Origin of the sequence: Ramlibacter sp. (assembly GCA_019635435.1) — a bacterium.
Taxonomy (GTDB): domain Bacteria; phylum Pseudomonadota; class Gammaproteobacteria; order Burkholderiales; family Burkholderiaceae_C; genus JAHBZM01.
Window position 1 is genome coordinate 2,325,159 of record JAHBZM010000001.1, and the last position, 17,594, is coordinate 2,342,752.

Below are 17,594 nucleotides of genomic sequence, written 5' to 3' on the forward strand. Positions count from 1 at the left end.
TGAGTCCCAGGTCGTTGTTATGGTCGGACTCGAACCCGGCTTGTCCGGTGTTCGTACTCAGATCCATATCCATTCACTCAGGGGGAATTTTCAATGAACAGCATTGCGCTCGATCCAACATCCCAGGCCATGATGGCCCTGTTCTCCAGCGATCAGGTAACCGACGCCAACCGTCAGTCCTTGCTGGACGATCCATTGGCGGCGCTGGCTTCGCTCGGCATCGAAGTGGAAGCGGCCCATCGCGAGGCGGTCGCTCAGGGCTTGCGGGCCGTGGTGCTGGCGCAGGCACCTGCGGCACCGGCCGGATTGCTGAAAGCCAAACGCAGCTCGAACGAATTTGAGCAATACATCCACGTCTCGGCCGAGCTGTGGGGCATGGTGGTGCGCATCGACCATGAGGCGATCAAGCAGCTGCCGCGCGGCATGAAGGCCATCGAGCCCCTGGCCGAGGGCATTGGCGCGGTCATGTCGGTGTCGTCGGCACTGGGCCCGGCCGCGGTCGTGATCTTTGGGGGCCTGGCCTTCTGGTCGGCCGTGCTGACCGCCTATGTGCTGGTGCTGCCGGAGATTGACCGCGGCAAGGGCGTGTACCTCACGATCACCTGGCCGCAGATGGCCGCGGTGGTGGCCAGTGGCGGCTTGCTGGGTTTTGCGATGCTGCCGATTCCCACGGCCGTGCTCTGACGTGCCCGGGGCGTCTCGCCCGTTGTGCGGGCGAGACGCCAATTGCCTTGCACCCCGCGCTCGGGGATACTCCCGCCACCACGCGGGAGTCAACATGAGCGACAGTGTTCCGTCGGGCAGCCAATGGCTGAGCGACACGGTCAGTGCCAACACCGGCCTGGCCTCGATGAGCATCTTCAAGAACCTGGATATCTACCGCAAGGCCACGCTGATGAGGCCGGCCACGGCCGCGCTCAAGGACACCAACCGGCAACTGCGGCTGGAGGCGCTCAACGCGGTGGTGGCCGAGGCCATCCGCCTCAGCCAGACCTCCACAAGCGCGGCGCAGCTGGGCGTGCTGTACCGCTACGCCAGCCTGTGCGTCAAGCGCATCAAGGGCATCGAGGCCGCGGCCGGGCGCCTCAACACGGTCCGCGCGGTGTTTGCTCCCTCGTATGCCGGCAATGCCACGGCGCGCGCGGCCCAGCGCGCCGGCTTCATGCCCAAGGCCAAGACCCTGTCAGGCCACGACTACTGGCTCGAGAAGATCGACCCCAGGCACCACTCCTGGCGCCAGGCCGAGTTGATGGCGCTGTTCCACCAGTGGGAGGCCGACGCCGGCTCGCCGCTGAACCTGTGGGACTGGCTGGAAGCCAATGGCTCGCCCGCCGCCGTGCAACTGGCCGAGCGCGTGATCTACCTCGCACCCGACCGGCAGTGGGAAAACGCCTGCACCATCGATGACAAGGGGCTGGTGCGCAAGCTCGCGGCCGCCATCGGCACGCCGGGTGTGCCGCTGTGGACCAAGCTGTCCAACTGCGGGCCGCTCAAGCCCATCGTGTTCTACAACCCGCGCTTCTGGGCCTATGTGATCTCGCCCGCGGGGCGGCTGTACGTGCACATGCATGTGGCCGACAACTTTCACCATTCCTCGCTGCTGGCTGGCGGGCGCGTGCTGGGCGCGGGCATGGTGGGCGTGAGCAACGGCCGCATTGTCTACATCAACAACAAGTCGGGCCACTACATGCCCACGCCAGCCGAGTTCTTCAAGGCCATCCGCCAGCTCAAGCGGTTCGAGCCGCATCTGGACCTGTCGGGCGCGCTGGTGGAAGTGATCGTGGGTGGCACGCAAAGCTACCTGGCCTGGGGTGGCGACTGGCTCGACAAAAAGGGCGACCACCTGCATTTTGAAGGCCCTCTCAAAACCAGCGACACCCGCACGGACCGCGTCGGCGCGGTGCGCGCCGAATGCGCGAAGCTGATCGAGGCTGGCCAGACCTGGGCTGATGCACCGGCCATCCGCGCGCAACTGGCGCAGCGTGTGGAACTTGCCTTCAAGGATGCGCGCGACCAGTTCATGTATGACCACGTCATTACCGGATCCCCGGAGTGGACACGCCTGCGCGCCGCGGGCTGGAGGACCGAGGCCGAGGAGCCGCGCTGGTTCTTCTGACCGGCTGGCGCGGCCTCAGCGGCAGCGCAGTGGCAGCAGGCCGGTGGGGATGTCGGTGCGGTTGGTGCCGCGCACGGTCATCTTGTCCGGCACCGCGGCCGCGCCGCAGACCCAGGCCACGGGGACCACGGGAGCGTCTTCCACCACGGCCGGGCGCAGCGTCAGCGTCCTGCCCTTGAGTGTGCCGTTGGCGTTGTTGCCGAACCTGAGATGGATGGCGCCTTCCTGCACCGTCACGGAGCTGACGAGGTTGCTCACGATCTTTTCGGGTTCGGGCAAACCGGCGGCGGTGTTGTCCGCGGGCAGGGGGGCGCCCAGGCGCGCCGCGGCCGCGATCGCCGGTTTGGCGATATCGGCCAGTGGCAGGGCTTCGGCAATCTGCTGGCGCACGATGCTGTCCAGGTAGCTGGGCAGCGCGATCAGCGAGAGGATGGCGATGACGGCGATCACCACCATGAGCTCGACCAGCGTGAAGCCCTGGCCGGACCGGCCGGGGGACGAAGGATGCGGGCGAGCCATGGGAGTCAAGTCATGCCTGTGCCGCCGATCCGCGGCGCGGCGTTCTACCTGGAGGCCTGGGCCTGGTTGGGTTCCTGCGCGGGCGCGCCCCCCACCAGCACGCGGCGCGCGCCGTCAAAGCGGCGCGACCAGTAGCTCATGTCCATGTTTTCCACGCGCACCTCGGCCCCCGGCCTGGGTGAATGGATGAACTTGCCGTTGCCCACATAGATGCCCACGTGGCTGAAGGCGCGGCGCATGGTGTTGAAGAACACCAGGTCGCCGGGCTGCAGGTCTTTCTTGTCGATGGTTTCGGTGGCGGCGGCCTGCTCGTTGGCGCGGCGCGGCAGCAGCAGGCCAATGGTCTGTTCGTACATGGCGCGCACGAAGCCGCTGCAGTCAAAACCTGTTTCGGCCGAGTTGCCGCCACGGCGGTAGGGCACGCCGAGGAAGCCCATGGCCGTGACCACCAGATCCGAGGCGCGGTCGGTCACGTTGTGGCGGACTTCACCGAGCCGGGTGAGCAGCCCCTTGTCGGCCATGAACTGGGCCATGTCGTCTTCCGCAGGCGCGCCCGGCGCGGCATGGGCGCTGGCGCAGACCAACAGAAGAATGCACAGCCATCGGGACATGGAGCGGGAGGTTACCGGCGTGCCCGGGCCAAGTCAAGTGAAGTTTTTCTTCCAGTTCCCCTTCTAAGCTGTTGATTTGAATGGAATTCATGCCCGGCTTGCCCGCTGCCTTGCAGGCTCGCTTAGAGTGGGGCCTGGGGCCGCGCCAGTCCGGTCCAAACTTCACCGAGGAGTCGGGTTTCATGACAAAAGTGCCTGTAGTCCAAGCCAGTCGGACATTCCTTGCTCTCTTTTTGGTAGCAACTTTGATGGCCGGACCGGCCGGGGCGCAGAGCTTCCGGCCCCAGACGGTGGCGCAGGGGCTGGAGCACCCCTGGGCGCTGGCTTTTTTGCCCCAAGGGCGCTTTCTGGTGACCGAGCGGCCCGGGCGCATGCGCGTGCTGGAGGCCGATGGCCAGGCCGGCGCGCCGCTCGCGGGCCTGCCGGCCGTGGACGCGGGCGGTCAGGGTGGCTTGCTGGATGTGGTGATTGACTCCGATTTCGAGCACAACCGCACCCTGTATTTCTGCTTTTCCGAGGCCGGCGAGGGCGGCAACGGCACCGCGCTGGCGCGCGCCCGGCTGTCGGGCGACCGGCAGCGGCTGGAGGCCGTGCAGGTCATCTTCAGCCAGCGGCCCAAGGTGGCCAGCCGCGCGCATTTTGGCTGCCGCATCGTCGAGGCCCGCGACGGCACGCTGTTCCTCACCCTGGGCGAGCGCTACCAGCGCATGAACGACGCGCAGAAGCTGGACAACCATCTGGGCAAGGTGGTGCGCGTGGGCAAGGACGGCTCGGTGCCGCGCGACAACCCGTTCACCGGCCGCGCGGGGGCGCTGCCCGAAATCTGGAGCTACGGCCACCGCAACATGCAGGGCGCGACCCTGGCGCCCGACGGCACGCTGTGGACCCATGAGCACGGACCGCAGGGCGGCGACGAGATCAACCTGCCGCGCGCCGGCCTGAACTACGGCTGGCCGGTGATCACCTGGGGCGAGCAGTACGGGGGCGGCAAGATCGGCGAGGGCCTCACGGCCAAGGCCGGCATGGAGCAGCCGCTGCATTACTGGGTGCCATCGATCGCGCCCTCGGGCATGGCCTTTCTCACCAGCGAGCGCTATGGCGCGGCGCCGCGCGGCAACCTGTTCGTGGGTTCGCTCAAGTTTGGCTACCTGGACCGCATCGAGCTGGCCGGCGGCAAGGTGCTGCGTGAGCACCGGATCGAGATCGGGGACCGCGTGCGCGACGTGCGCCAGGGGCCCGACGGCCTGCTGTACCTGCTGACCGACAGCGACCGCGGGCGGCTGCTGCGCCTGCTGCCCTGAGCGCGCGGGCCGTCAGGGCTTGATCAGGCCCTTGCGCACCGCGTAGCGCGTGAGGCTGGCCACGTCGCTCAGGTGCAGGCGCTCCATGATGCGGGAGCGGTGCACGTCCACGGTCTTGGGGCTCAGGCCGAGTTCAAAGGCGATTTCCTTGGAGGCCCGGCCCTGCGCGATCAGCTTGAGGATCTCGACCTGACGCTCGGTCAGCTCGTCGGCGGCCGTGGGCTCCGAGGGCTGCAGCAGCCGCTGCGCGATCACGGGGCTGAAGTAGCTGCCTGACGCCATCACGCTGCGCACCGCCTGCTCCAGCTCAAAAGGGGGGGCGTCTTTCATGAGGTAGCCGCAGGCGCCGCTGGACACGGCGCGCTTGACGAAGTCCACGGTGTCGTACATCGACAGCACCAGCAGCCGGATCTCGGGGCGCGTCAGGTGCAGGTGCGAGATGGCGGCGATCCCGTCCATGCCGGGCATGGAGATGTCGGTCATCACGATGTCGGGCGACAGGTGCTCGGCCAGCGTGATCAGCTCCTGGCCGTCGCGCGCTTCGCCGATCACGTCCACGCCCTTGATCATGGACAGCAGGGCCTTGATGCCCGAGCGCACCAGGTCATGGTCGTCGGCCAGCACGATGCGAACCGTCGTAGCCGCTTCGGTGTTCTGCATGTTTTTTTCCCCCTCTCGTTGTCCGGACCCCGGTGGTCTACAGCACGGCCCTGACCACCACACCGCGGGACGGCCGGGTGCGGATGCGCAAGCGCCCCCCGGCCAGTTCCGTGCGCTCGATCATGCCGTACAAACCGACGTTGCGCTCACTGGGCTGGCCGCCCAGCACCTCGGCGGCGTCAAAACCGACGCCGTCATCGGCCACCACCAGGCTCAGCCGGCCCCGGGGCAGAAAGCGCAGGCGCACCGCCACGCGCGAGGCCCGGGCGTGGCGCACGATGTTGGTCAGGGCCTCCTGCGCCAGCCGCACCGCCACCGAGGCGGTCTCGCGCAGCGGCTTGGGTTCTTCACCGCGCGAGGTCACCTCGCAGGCCAGGCCCGAGGGTTCGGCGATGCGCTGCGTCGCGTGCTGCACCGCGGCCACCAGGCCCAGCAGATCCAGCTGCGCGGGGCGCAGCGCGAACGAGAGGGTCTTGACCTGGTCCACGGCCTCCTGGGCCATCTGCATGGCCGTCTCGGTGAAGCGCGAGGCGGCCGCGGCGTCACCGGCGCCGCGCGCCGCGTGCAGGTGGATGATCATGCCGGTGAGCGTCTGGCCCAGCACGTCATGCAGTTCGCGCGAGATCAGCGTGCGTTCACGCTCCTGAGCCACCACCAGCCGCGCCGACAGGCGCCGCAGCCGCAGGTAGGCGGCTTCAAGCTCCTTGCTCAGGCGCTCCTGCTCCTGCGCGCGGGCGCGCTCGTCCATGACCCGGTCGATGATCTGGGGCAGGGTGGCAAAGCGGTCCTTGGTGAGGTAGTCCTTGGCGCCGCAGCGCAGCACGTGGACCGCGGCGTCCTCGCCAATGGCGCGCGTGACCACCACCAGGGGCACGGTGCAGCGGCGCGACATCAGCAACTGCAGCGCGGCATAGGGGGAGAACTGGGGCAGGTTGTAGTCGCACAGGATGACGTCAAACGGTTCATCCAGCGCCTGCACGAAGGTGTCGGCCTCGTCGACCCGCCGCAGCAGGTAGCGCCGGTCGGGGTCGGCCCGCTCCAGCGCCAGCTCCATCAACTCCACGTCGTCCGGATTGTCTTCGACACACAGCAGCCGGATTTCGGGAAGGGGGGAGGAAGAGGACACGTGGAATAAAGGTGAAACCAAATAGGTAAGCGGTCACAGTTTAGACCCCGCCCATCTTGTGGGCAAGCGGACAGCGGGCCGCAATGCCTTGACACTTGACCGGCAACAGCCAAACTACAGGCTGGCGTCGTGAGATGGCTGGTGACCGCGGGCAGCAGAACCGTGGCGCCAGGGCGGGCGGATTGCCCGGTGATGACAGGGACCTCAATGACAAGGACGTTCGGGCTTCGCACGGCCCTGATACTGCTGGTGCTGATTGCGGTGGTGCCGGTTTTCGGGGTGGTGATCCAATCCTCGCTGGCCGAGCAGAAGCACCGCATCGAGCGCGCCGAAGCCGGCCTGCATTCGCTGGTGGACCTTGCCGCGGCCTACCAGGAGCAGCTGATCGAGGGCGCTCGCCAGATGCTCACCGCCGTGGCCTATGCACCGCCGGTGTACCGTGATGATCCGCGCGAGTGCGAGCAGTATTTCCGCGACCTGCGCGAGCGCTATCCGCGCTATGCCAATTTCGGCCTGCTAGACCTGCAGGGCCGGCTCAACTGCCGGGCCGCGGGAGACCAGCGGCCGGTCATGGTGGCGGACCGCGGCTACTTTCGCCGGGCCATGGCCAACGGCGAATTCGCCATCGGCGACTACCAGATCGGGCGGGTCACGGGCAAACCTTCGCTGGCCTTTGCGATGCCGGTGTTTCGCGAGGACAAGTCGCTGCGGGGCGTCATTTTCCTGGCGCTGGATCTGCGGCGCGCCGATGAGCAGTTGCGCAAGCTGGCCACGCCCCCGGGCATCTCGCTGTTCGTGACCGATGGCGCGGGCATCGTGCTGGCCTCCGCCGGCGGCGAGGCGGCGCCTGTCGGCGGTGCGGTGCTGGCCCCGCTGCTGCAGGCCATGGGGCTGGCCGGCGCGGCGCCGCGCCTGGCGGGCAACAGCGGCGATCCCTCGCGCCTGATTGCCGTGCGCCAGGTCGGCCATCCGCGCGAGGGCCGGATTCTGGTGTCGGCGACGATGCTGCGCGAGGAGGTGCTGGCGCCCACCGTGCAGCGGCTGTACCTGCAGCTGGGAGCCTTGCTCGCCATCGTGCTGCTGGGGGCGGCGGCGGCCTGGGCGTTTGGCGACCGCGTGCTGGTGGCGCCCATCAGCCGGCTGCTGCGCCGGGTGGATGACCTGCAGCGCGAGGAGCTTTCGCGCGATGCGCGCGCCACGCCGCACCGGATCCGCGAGCTCGACGAGCTGGACCAGCGCTTTCACGGCATGGCGCGCTCGCTGATCCAGCGAGCCGTCGAGCGCGATGGCGCGCTGGCCGAGATGGAAGGGCAGAAGAACCTGCTCACCTCGGTGTTCGACAGCCTCGATGAAGGGGTGCTGGTGGCCGACAACCGCGGCTACTACATCCACTTCAACGCGGCGGCGCTGCAGATCGCGCCCGGCATCGCGCGCATCAACCGCGAGAAGGACCCGCTCGATATTTCCGCGCTTGAATATGGCTTCTATGAGCCCGACGGCCGCACGCTGATGCCGGCCTGGCGGCGCCCCACGGCGCGTGCCCTGCGCGGCGAACGGGTGAGCCGGCAGCGCTACCTGTCGCGCGGCGCCTGGACCGGCGGCGTGGAGAAAGTCATCCAGGCCAGTGCACGGCCGCTGGCGGGCCCCATGGGCCAGCCGGCGGGCTGCGTGCTGGTGTTCTTTGACATCACCGCGGCTCACCGCGCCGAGGAAGCGCTGCGCGACAGTGAACAGCGTTACCGGACCCTGTTCGAGGCCAACCCGCATCCCATGTGGGTCTATGACCTTCAGACCTTGCGCTTCCTCACCGTCAATGACGCGGCGGTGCAGCACTACGGCTACAGCCGCGAGGAATTTCTGGCCATGACCCTGGAAGACATCCGGCCCGCGGACGAGGTGCCGGACCTGCGCGACCACATCGCGGTGCGACAGGGCGAGTCGGATTCATCGCGCGTCTGGCGCCATCTGCGCAAGGGCGGCGAGACGATCCTGGTGGAAATCTCCTCCCATGCGCTGGACTTTGATGGCCGCCGCGCCCGCACGGTGCTGGCCCACGACGTGACCGGGCGCGTGCAGGCGCGCCAGGCCCTGGAGCAGCTCAACGACACGCTGGAGCAGCGGGTGGCCGAGCGCACCCGCGATCTGGCGCTGGCCAACCGGGAGCTGGAGTCGTTCTCGTATTCGGTTTCGCACGACCTGCGCGCGCCGCTGCAGGTGATCGACGGGTTCGGCAAGGCGCTGCTGTCAAAGCACGCGGACCAGCTGGACGGCAAGGCGATGCACTACCTGAACCGCATCCGTGACAACACGGGCCACATGGCCCAGCTCATCGATGACCTGCTCTCGCTCGCGCGGGTGACCCGCGCGCCTTTGCGCGCGGAGTGCGTGGACCTTTCGGCGCGGGCCCACCAGATCGCCGAGCGCCTGCGCGCGCGCTTTGCCGAGCACTGCGTGCAGGTCGAGATCGAGCCGGCCCTGACCTGCCACGGCGATGCGGGCCTGCTCACGGTGGTGCTCGAGAACCTCATGGGTAATGCCTGGAAATTCAGCTGCGGTGTTGACCGGCCGCTGATCCGCGTTGGCAGCCGGCGCGATGCCGACGGGCAGGCGGTGTTCTTCGTCGCGGACAACGGCGCCGGTTTTGACATGGCCTACCGCGACAAGCTGTTCCAGGCATTCCAGCGCCTGCACTCCGACAAGGAGTTCGAGGGCACCGGCATCGGCCTGGCCACCGTGCACCGCATCGTGAGCCGCCACGGCGGGCGCGTGTGGGCCCAATCAGCGCCAGGACAGGGCGCGGTTTTTGAATTCACCCTGAAGGAGGGCCATCCCCATGAACAACAGCCGGATTCTCCTGGTTGAGGACAACCCCGACCACCAGGAACTGACCCTGATGACGCTGGCCGAGAACAACGTCCTCAACGAGGTGGTGGTGGTCGATGACGGGCTGCAGGCCCTGGACTACCTGTTTGGCACCGGGCGCCACGAAGGCCGCGACACCCGCGAGGTGCCGGCGCTGATCCTGCTGGACCTCAAGCTGCCGAAGATGGGGGGCATCGAGGTGCTGCGCCGGATCCGCGACGACGAGCGCACCCGCTACGTGCCCGTGGTGATCCTCACCTCGTCCAGCGAAGAGGAAGACATCGTTGCCAGCCTGCGCAACGGAGCCAACAGCTATGTCCGCAAGCCCGTGGATTTTGGCCACTTCATCGAGCAGGTCCAGCGCCTGCAGGTCTACTGGCTGCTGGTGCACGAGCCGCTCAAGTCCGCCCCTTAGGCAAATTTCCTAAGCCTCAAAGGCGAACGCCCTAGTGGCGCGGGCCTGTGGCATGGTCTCATGACCCCCATGGCGCTACAAGGCGCAGCACCACAGGGGCAGACCATGAGCAGTACCACCCAGACGCAGATTCCCGGCCAGACCCGCAAGGGCCCCGGCAGTGACACGCCACGCGCGCGGCACGGTGGAGCGCGTGACACGATTTCCTTCAACCTGCGCCGTCTGGAGCCGTGGATCGCGGGCTCGATCGCGCTGTACACCGCCTGGATCGCCGCCGCGGTCCTCAGCCAGACGGTGGCCGCCTGGCTGTTCGTGGCCTACGCGGCGCTGATCGCGCGCTGGTGCCAGGCTCGCCCGGCCCATCACCAGGGTGAGGTGTTCCTGCGCGGCATGGCGCTGGTGGCCGGCGCCTACGGCCTGCAGACCTATGTCCAGGGAGGGGCGGAGGGCCCCGGGGGCCTGTTCTTCTTCTGGATGTCGATCACGGTGCTCTACTACGCCTTCATGCTCAAGCCCGGCTGGGCCATGGGCCTGGTGGCGGCCAGCGTGCTGGCCTGTCTGGCATCGGCCTGGCAGACTGGCCGCGCCAGCTGGGATGAGCTGGCGGCGCCCCTGGGCTTTCTGGCCATTTTCCCGGGCGTGGTGGCCATGCGGTTTGGCGTGGCGATGCGCCGGCCTGACGAGGTGATCGAGCAAAGCCTGCTCGACGCGTCCACCGACCTTTACAACGAGCGGGGCTTCCTGGCGCACGGCGGTGAACTGCTGGCCGAATGCGCTGGCGAGCGCCAGCCCGCCAGCCTGGTGATGTTTGACTGCGCCGACCTGCACGAGGTGCGCGCCATCTACGGCTCGGCCACCAGCCGCAAGGTCCTGGCCCGGCTGATTGGCAAGCTCCATGCCATCGCGGGCGAGCGCGGCCTGGTCGCGCGCACTGCGCCCACCGAATTCACGCTGCTGTTGCCCGCCATGAACTGCCAGAAGGCGACCCAGGCCATCGGGCGCGTGCTGGGCCGCTCGGGGTGCCTGGAATATGACGTGGGTGACAGTGAGATCGTTGTGGTGCCCGACTTCATCGTGGACGCGGTCAGCCTGGATGACGGCTCGCTGGGCGAGTCCCTGGCAGCCATCCGCCGCGACCTGCAAAAGCGCCGCAGCCTGGAGGCCAGCCGCCAGCAATACCTCACGCGCGAACGCGAGCGCCATTCGCGGCCGGCCCCACTGGCCAGTGCCGCTGCGGTGGCCAGGGCCGCGCCCGCGCCGCTGCCCGCGCGCCGCAGCCACGGCATGCTGGCCACCCCGGCCACCATGCCGGTGCCGCTGGTCTACACCCGCTGACCCGCGCGCGGCCGGCCCCGGGGCTGGCCCGGATGGGGGACCCCGGCAGGGCGGCGCTTATGATCAGCCGCGAAGGAACCCCCATGCTGCTGGACGCCGAAGACTCCCAACTCGTGCTGGTCGATTACCAGCGCCGCCTCATGCCCGCCCTGCACGAGGGCCCGCAGGCCCTGGCCAATGCCGTTCGGCTGGCCCGCATGGCGCGCCTGCTCGGGGTGCCCGTGTGGGGCACCGAGCAAAGCCCCGACAAACTGGGCGACAACGACGCCGAACTGCGCGCCCTGTGCACGCGCACCCTGGCCAAGGTGCATTTCAGCGCCGTGGCCGACGGCCTGGGCGAGTGGCTCAAGCCGCCGGTGCGTCCCCAGCAGGGCGGCAACGCGCGCAGCCTGCCCCGGCATCTGCAGAAGGCGCCGGCGCCGGCTGCGGGCCGCAACACCGTCGTGATCGCGGGCTGCGAGGCCCATGTCTGCCTGCTGCAGACCGCGCTGGACCTGATCGGCGAGGAGTTCGAGGTCTGGGTCGTGACCGATGCCTGCACCTCGCGCACCGAGCGCAACCGCGATGGGGCGTTTGACCGGCTGGCCGGCGCGGGCGCCGAACTGGTGACCACCGAAATGGTGGCCTTTGAGTGGCTGGCCGCGGCCGACCACCCTGAGTTCAAGGCCGTACAGGCGCTGATCAAGTAGACCGGCAGGCGACAGCCGGGCAGGGCGGCCCGTGCCAGTCAGCTTGCAGCAAGCCCGTCATGAATAATTATGAATTCAGAAGCAATGAATTCTTGACTGGAGACAGGGCATGACCACCTACGCAGACTTCCACCGGCGCTCGCTGGAGGACCGCGACGCCTTCTGGGCCGAGCAGGCCCGGCTGATCGACTGGCAGACGCCGCCCCAGCAGGTCTGCGACTGGAGCAACCCGCCGTTTGCCCACTGGTTCAAGGGCGGCACCACCAACCTGTGCCACAACGCGGTGGACCGCCACCTCCAGGACCGTGCCGACCAGCCCGCGCTGATCTACGTGTCCAGCGAAACCGGCGAGGAAAAGGTCTATACCTTCCGCGAACTGCACACCGAGGTGCAGCGCGCTGCGGCCATGCTCCAGACCCTGGGCGTGCGCAAGGGCGACCGCGTGCTGGTCTACATGCCCATGATTGCCGAGGCCGCGTTCACCATGCTGGCCTGCGCGCGCATTGGCGCCATTCACTCGGTGGTGTTTGGCGGCTTTGCCAGCGTCTCGCTGGCTTCGCGCATCGAGGATGCGCAGCCGCGCCTGATCGTGAGCGCCGACGCGGGTTCGCGCGCCGGCAAGGTGGTGGCCTACAAGCCGCTGCTGGACGAGGCGATCCGCCTGTCCAGCCACAAGCCCGAGGCTGTGCTCATGGTCAACCGGGGCATGGCGCCGATGAGCATGCAGCCCGGCCGCGACCATGGCTGGACCGGCCTGGGTGAGCAGCACCGGGGCGCCCAGGTGCCCTGCGAGTGGCTGGACGCGAGCGACATCAGCTACACCATCTACACCAGTGGCACCACGGGCCGGCCCAAGGGCGTGCAGCGTGACACCGGCGGCTACGCCGTGGCGCTGGCCGCGAGCATGAAACACATCTTCTGCGGCAACGCGGGCGAAACCTATTTCTCCACCAGCGACATCGGCTGGGTGGTGGGCCACAGCTACATCGTCTATGGCCCGCTGATCGCCGGCATGGCGACCATCCTGTACGAAGGCCTGCCGATCCGCCCCGACGCCGGCATCTGGTGGAGCCTGGTGGAGAAGTACAAGGTCACCGTGATGTTCAGCGCGCCCACCGCGGTGCGCGTGCTGCGCAAGCAGGACCCGGCGTTCCTGAAGAAGTACGACCTGTCCAGCCTGCGCGCGCTGTTCCTGGCGGGCGAGCCGCTGGACGAGCCCACGGGCCGCTGGATCAGCGACAGCCTGGGCGTGCCCATCATCGACAACTACTGGCAGACCGAGAGCGGCTGGCCCATCCTCACGGTGGCCAACGGCGTCGAAAAAATGCCCAGCAAGTTCGGCAGCCCGGGCGTGCCCATGTACGGCTACAACGTCAAGCTGCTGCATGAAAGCACCGGCGAGGAGCTGACCGGTGCCAACGAGAAGGGCGTGGTGGTGATCGAGGGGCCGACGCCGCCGGGCTTCATGCAGACCGTGTGGCGCGACGACGACCGCTTCGTCAACACCTACTGGAAGAGCATCCCGGGCAAGCTGGTGTACTCCACCTTCGACTGGGGCATCCGCGACGGGGACGGCTACTTCTACATCCTGGGCCGCACCGACGACGTGATCAACGTCGCGGGCCACCGGCTGGGCACGCGCGAGATCGAGGAGAGCATCTCCAGCCACCCCAATGTGGCCGAGGTCGCGGTGGTGGGCGTGGCCGACGCGCTCAAGGGCCAGGTGGCCATGGCCTTTGTGGTGGCGCGCGACACCTCGGCGCTGACCGACGACGCGGCCCTGCTCAAACTCGAGGGCGAGATCATGAAGCAGGTCGATGGCCAGCTCGGCGCCGTGGCCCGGCCGGCGCGGGTGCGTTTTGTCACGCTGCTGCCCAAGACCCGCAGTGGCAAGCTGCTGCGCCGCGCCATCCAGGCCGTGTGCGAGGGCCGCGACGCCGGCGACCTCACCACCATCGAAGATCCTTCCGCGCTGCAGCAGATCCGGGATTTGATGGCCAAATAGGGCTGGAGTCCAGGACTGGCGGCCACTTCCCGCTAGCGATTTGATAGCAATCCGGCGCCCTTCAGGGTAAGCCCTGATGGGGGCTCCGGGCTGGCGGAGGTTTAATATCATTCATTGCTTATATTTGCATGAAGAAAATGGAACCTCTGACCCATGCCAGCGATGCGGCCGCCTCGGGCCGCGTGTTCGAGCTGGCGGCCGAGCTGTTCGGCGTGCTGTCCACGCCGATGCGCCTGCGCATCCTCAGCGCCCTGTGCGACGGTGAGCGCTCGGTCACCCAGCTGCTCGAAAAAATCGACACCACCCAGCCCAACCTGTCGCAGCACCTCAATGTGCTGTACCGCAGCGGTGTGCTGGCCAAGCGCAAGGAAGGCACCCAGGTGATTTACCGCGTGCAGAGCGAGAAGGCCGTGACGCTGTGCCGCGCGGTCTGCACGCAGATCGCGATCGAGGTGGACGAGCCCCTGCAACTGCCACCGGCCGAGCGCCTGGTGGGGCGGGCGGTGATCTGATGATCAATCCCTTCATCCGGCGCGCCCCGGAAAACTTCCTGAGCCGCGAACAGATCGCCGACGTGCAGCGTGGCCGGCGTGGCTTTCTGGCGGCGGCCCTTGCTTCAGCGGCGGGCGCGGCGACCGCGCAGGCCCCCGCCCCCGTGGGCGCGGGCGACCCGGCCATCCTCAACCTGCCGGGCCACAGCAAGTCGCTGGGCCAGGCGGTGGCCGCGCGCGGCTACGGCCTGCCCAGCACCTGGGAAAAGAACCTGCAGCGCCGCGAGAGCCCGGGCCTGACCCGGGTCAGCCAGGCCAGCGTGAGCTTCTGCCCGCTGCAGGGCCTGTTTGGCATCATCACGCCCAGCGGCCTGCACTTCGAGCGGCACCACCAGGGCTGGTGGGACATCGACCCGAGCCAGCACCGGCTCATGGTCAACGGCTGCGACGACAAGATGCTCAAGCGCCCCATGGTCTTCACCATGGACGAGCTGATGCGCCTGCCGCCCGTGAGCCGCATGCATTTCATCGAATGCGGCGCCAACACCGGCATGGAGTGGGGCAATGTGTCGGTGCCCACCGTGCAGTACACGCACGGCATGCTGTCGTGCAGCGAATTCACCGGCGTGCCGCTGCGCACGCTGCTGGAGATGTGCGGCGCCGACCTCAAGCGCGGCAAGTTCGTGCTGGCCGAGGGCGCTGACGGTTCGGGCATGACGCGCACCATCCCCATGAGCCTGGTGATGAGCGGCGAGGTGCTGGTGGCCTGGGGCCAGAACGGCGAGATGCTGCGCCCCGAAAACGGCTACCCCCTGCGCCTGGTGGTGCCCGGCGTGCAGGGCGTGAGCTGGATCAAGTACCTGCGCCGCATCGAGCTGGGCGACATGCCCTATGCCACCAAGGACGAGACCGTCCATTACATCGACCTCATGCCCGACGGCCAGCACCGCCAGTACACCAGCATCCAGGAGGTCAAGAGCGTGGTGACCTCGCCCAGTGGCGGCCAGATGCTGCTGGACAAGGGCTTCACCAACATCACGGGCCTGGCCTGGAGCGGCCGCGGCGCCATCAAGAAGGTCGACGTGTCGGTCGACGGCGGGCGCAACTGGCGGCCCGCGCGGCTGGAGTCGCCGGTGCTGTCCAAGTGCCTCACCCGATTCAACTGCGACTGGAACTGGGACGGCAAGCCCGCGCTGCTGATGAGCCGCGCCACCGACGACACCGGCCAGATCCAGCCCAACTATGCCGAACTGCGCCGCGTGCGCGGCACGCGCAGCATCTACCACAACAACGCGATCCAGACCTGGCTCGTGGAAGAGAGCGGCGAGGTCAAAAATGTCCAGCTCTCCTGAGATCATCCGGGCCGACTGCGGCCTACTGGGGCGGAGCGCGCCGCTGCTGCTCGCCGCCTTGCTGATGGGTGGGGCCGCCGCCGCCGCGGCGCAAAGCCGTTTCGAGGGCGTGGGCCGCACGGCCACGCCGGCCGAGGTCAAGGCCTGGGACATCGACGTGCGGCCCGACCTCAAGGGCCTGCCGCCCGGGCAGGGCAGCGTCAAGCGCGGCGAGCAGGTCTGGGAGGCCCAGTGCGCCTCGTGCCACGGGACCTTTGGCGAAAGCAACGACGTGTTCATGCCGCTGGTGGGCTCCACCACCCCCAGGGACATCGAGACCGGGCATGTGGCCAGCCTGAAACCCGGCGCCAACGCGCCGGCCCGCACCACCCTCATGAAGGTGTCGCAGCTGTCCACGCTGTGGGACTACATCAACCGCGCCATGCCCTGGACGGCGCCCAAGTCGCTGGCGCCTGATGACGTGTATGCCGTGCTGGCCTACCTGCTGAACCTGGGCAACATCGTGCCCGCCGACTTCACGCTGTCAGACCGCAACATGCGCGAAACCCAGCAGCGGCTGCCCAACCGCAACGGCATGACCACGGCCCACGCGCTGTGGCCCGGGCCGGAGTTTGGCGGCACCACGCGGCCCGATGTGCAGGGCTCGGCCTGCATACGCAATTGCCGCCCCGAAGCCCATGTGGCCAGCCTGATTCCGGCCTATGCGCGCAACGCCCACGGCAACCTGGCCGACCAGAACCGCCCGCTGGGCCCCACGCGCGGCACCGAAACCGCGCCTTCGGAGCCAAAAGTGCCTGGAGTCCAGGAGGGGCGGGCCTCTTCTGCTAGCAAAACCGTAGCAGACGGCGGGTCGGCCGCGGGCCCGCTCAAGGCCGCCGACGTGGTCGGCGTGCTGCAGGCCAATGTCTGCGTGGCCTGCCACGCCATCGACAGCAAGCTGGTGGGCCCTTCGTTCGGTGACGTGGCCCGGCGCTACCAGGGCCGCGCCGATGCGGCGGCCTATCTGGCCGGAAAAATCAGGTCGGGCGGGCAGGGCGTCTGGGGTTCCATTCCCATGCCTGCGCAGTCCATCACCGAGGCCGACGCCCAGCGCGTGGCCCGCTGGCTGGCCGGGGGCGCCGCGCCATGAGCCCCGCGCCACGTTGCCCCCAGGGGTTTCAGGGTAAGGCCCATGACCCCGATCCGTTTGTGTTCTTACAATCCCGTCAGTCCATCCAAGGAGAAGCCATGTTTCAAAGTGCTCGCATTCAATCGCTGCCCACGCGGGCAGTTTCACCGGAGACCTGCTCATGATCGAACGCCGTGATTTCATGCGCAAGAGTTCGGGCGCCGTGGCGCTCGGCCTTGCCGCTTCCGCGGGCCTGGTGCCCGCGGTGTCGCGCGCCCAGGCGGGCGCCAGCTGGAACAAGGCCGCCTTCGAGGCCAAGTCCCTGAACGACGTGGTCAAGGCCATGGGCGGCGCCGCGCCGACCGAAAGCAAGGACGTGGTGCTGGCCGCGCCCGAGATCGCCGAGAACGGCAGCGTGGTGCGCATTGGCGCGCAGAGCAACCTGCCCGGCACCACCTCGATCGCCTTCGTGGTCGAGAAGAACCCCAACGCCCTGGCCGCGGTGTTCGACATTCCCGAGGGCACCGACGCCAACGTCGCCACCAACGTCAAGATGGGCCAGTCCTCGCATGTCTATGCGGTGGCCAAGGTCGGCGACAAGTTTTTCTACAGTGCCAAGGAAGTCAAAGTGACCCTTGGCGGTTGCGGCGGTTAAGGAGAAAGTCATGGCAGATCCCATGCGGATTCGCGCGCAGGCGCAAGGCGACAAGGTCACGGTGCGTGTGCTCGTGAGCCACGAAATGGAAAGCGGCCAGCGCAAGGATGCGGCCGGCAAGGTGATTCCGGCCTGGTTCATCCAGAACATCAGCGCCACCCACAACGGCAAGACCGTGATGAGCGCGCAGTGGGGAACGGCGGTGTCCAAGAACCCTTACATGCAGTTCAGCTTCAAGGGCGGCAAGGCCGGCGAAAAAGTCACCGTGAGCTGGGTGGACAACCGCGGCGACAAGCGCACCGACGAAGCGGTCATTTCCTGAAGCGGGGCGGCCGGGGCCGCCCCCTTG

Annotated in this window: 17 protein-coding genes; 13 read left to right on the forward strand and 4 right to left on the reverse strand. The window is 68.1% G+C overall.

All coding sequences use genetic code 11. The features are described from left to right. Positions 1 to 93: 93 nt before the first annotated feature. The gene (locus KF796_11280; protein ID MBX3587213.1) at positions 94 to 684 is read left to right on the forward strand and encodes a hypothetical protein; all 591 of its coding nucleotides are present in this window, start codon (positions 94 to 96) and stop codon (positions 682 to 684) included. Positions 685 to 778: 94 nt separating this feature from the next. Then, complete coding sequence (locus tag KF796_11285) at positions 779 to 2,116, forward strand: hypothetical protein (GenBank protein MBX3587214.1); 1,338 nt, start codon at positions 779 to 781, stop codon at positions 2,114 to 2,116. 15 nt (positions 2,117 to 2,131) lie between these two features. On the opposite strand, the gene KF796_11290 is transcribed toward KF796_11285, so the two are convergent. Together KF796_11290 and KF796_11295 are read right to left on the reverse strand one after the other, a co-directional pair. Next, positions 2,132 to 2,584, reverse strand: a complete 453-nt coding sequence (locus KF796_11290) for a pilin (protein ID MBX3587215.1) — start codon at positions 2,582 to 2,584, stop codon at positions 2,132 to 2,134. 95 nt (positions 2,585 to 2,679) lie between these two features. After that, positions 2,680 to 3,246 carry a C40 family peptidase gene (locus KF796_11295; protein MBX3587216.1) on the reverse strand — a complete coding sequence of 189 codons (567 nt, stop codon included), beginning with the start codon at positions 3,244 to 3,246 and terminating at the stop codon, positions 2,680 to 2,682. A gap of 182 nt (positions 3,247 to 3,428) precedes the next feature. On the opposite strand from KF796_11295, the gene KF796_11300 reads away from it, so the two are divergent. Then, on the forward strand, positions 3,429 to 4,547 hold the full coding sequence (locus tag KF796_11300) for a PQQ-dependent sugar dehydrogenase (GenBank protein ID MBX3587217.1): 1,119 nt from the start codon (positions 3,429 to 3,431) through the stop codon (positions 4,545 to 4,547). A 12-nt stretch (positions 4,548 to 4,559) separates the two neighbouring features. Here the strand turns inward: KF796_11300 and KF796_11305 are convergent, their stop codons facing one another. Both KF796_11305 and KF796_11310 read right to left on the reverse strand, forming a co-directional pair. Next, on the reverse strand, positions 4,560 to 5,207 hold the full coding sequence (locus KF796_11305) for a response regulator transcription factor (protein MBX3587218.1): 648 nt from the start codon (positions 5,205 to 5,207) through the stop codon (positions 4,560 to 4,562). 37 nt (positions 5,208 to 5,244) lie between these two features. Next, positions 5,245 to 6,333 (reverse strand): response regulator, encoded by a 1,089-nt coding sequence (locus tag KF796_11310; protein MBX3587219.1) that lies wholly within the window; start codon positions 6,331 to 6,333, stop codon positions 5,245 to 5,247. A 207-nt stretch (positions 6,334 to 6,540) separates the two neighbouring features. Here KF796_11310 and KF796_11315 point away from each other — a divergent pair, with 207 nt between their 5' ends. The 10 genes from KF796_11315 to soxZ all read left to right on the forward strand — a co-directional run bounded on the left by KF796_11315 (position 6,541) and on the right by soxZ (position 17,567). Then, positions 6,541 to 9,195: a PAS domain S-box protein gene (locus KF796_11315; protein ID MBX3587220.1), complete on the forward strand. Its 2,655-nt coding sequence runs from the start codon at positions 6,541 to 6,543 to the stop codon at positions 9,193 to 9,195. Continuing rightward, positions 9,167 to 9,610, forward strand: a complete 444-nt coding sequence (locus tag KF796_11320) for a response regulator (GenBank protein ID MBX3587221.1) — start codon at positions 9,167 to 9,169, stop codon at positions 9,608 to 9,610. The genes KF796_11315 and KF796_11320 overlap by 29 nt, the downstream gene beginning before the upstream one ends. Before the next feature lie 105 nt (positions 9,611 to 9,715). Continuing rightward, positions 9,716 to 10,945, forward strand: a complete 1,230-nt coding sequence (locus tag KF796_11325; GenBank protein ID MBX3587222.1) for a diguanylate cyclase — start codon at positions 9,716 to 9,718, stop codon at positions 10,943 to 10,945. Between the two features lie 83 nt (positions 10,946 to 11,028). After that, a complete protein-coding gene (locus KF796_11330) occupies positions 11,029 to 11,634 on the forward strand; it encodes an isochorismatase family protein (GenBank protein MBX3587223.1) in 606 nt (201 codons plus the stop codon). A 109-nt stretch (positions 11,635 to 11,743) separates the two neighbouring features. Beyond that, entirely contained in the window at positions 11,744 to 13,639 is a 1,896-nt protein-coding gene (locus tag KF796_11335; GenBank protein ID MBX3587224.1) for a propionate--CoA ligase, read from the forward strand. Positions 13,640 to 13,776: 137 nt separating this feature from the next. Then, positions 13,777 to 14,151: a winged helix-turn-helix transcriptional regulator gene (locus KF796_11340; GenBank protein MBX3587225.1), complete on the forward strand. Its 375-nt coding sequence runs from the start codon at positions 13,777 to 13,779 to the stop codon at positions 14,149 to 14,151. After that, a complete protein-coding gene (gene soxC, locus KF796_11345) occupies positions 14,151 to 15,482 on the forward strand; it encodes a sulfite dehydrogenase (protein MBX3587226.1) in 1,332 nt (443 codons plus the stop codon). The genes KF796_11340 and soxC overlap by 1 nt, the downstream gene beginning before the upstream one ends. After that, positions 15,466 to 16,611 (forward strand): c-type cytochrome, encoded by a 1,146-nt coding sequence (locus tag KF796_11350; protein ID MBX3587227.1) that lies wholly within the window; start codon positions 15,466 to 15,468, stop codon positions 16,609 to 16,611. Before soxC ends, KF796_11350 begins: the two co-directional genes overlap by 17 nt. A 163-nt stretch (positions 16,612 to 16,774) precedes the next feature. Beyond that, positions 16,775 to 17,245, forward strand: a complete 471-nt coding sequence (soxY, locus tag KF796_11355) for a thiosulfate oxidation carrier protein SoxY (protein MBX3587228.1) — start codon at positions 16,775 to 16,777, stop codon at positions 17,243 to 17,245. Positions 17,246 to 17,255: 10 nt separating this feature from the next. After that, entirely contained in the window at positions 17,256 to 17,567 is a 312-nt protein-coding gene (gene soxZ / locus KF796_11360) for a thiosulfate oxidation carrier complex protein SoxZ (GenBank protein MBX3587229.1), read from the forward strand. The last annotated feature ends 27 nt before the right edge of the window (positions 17,568 to 17,594 follow it).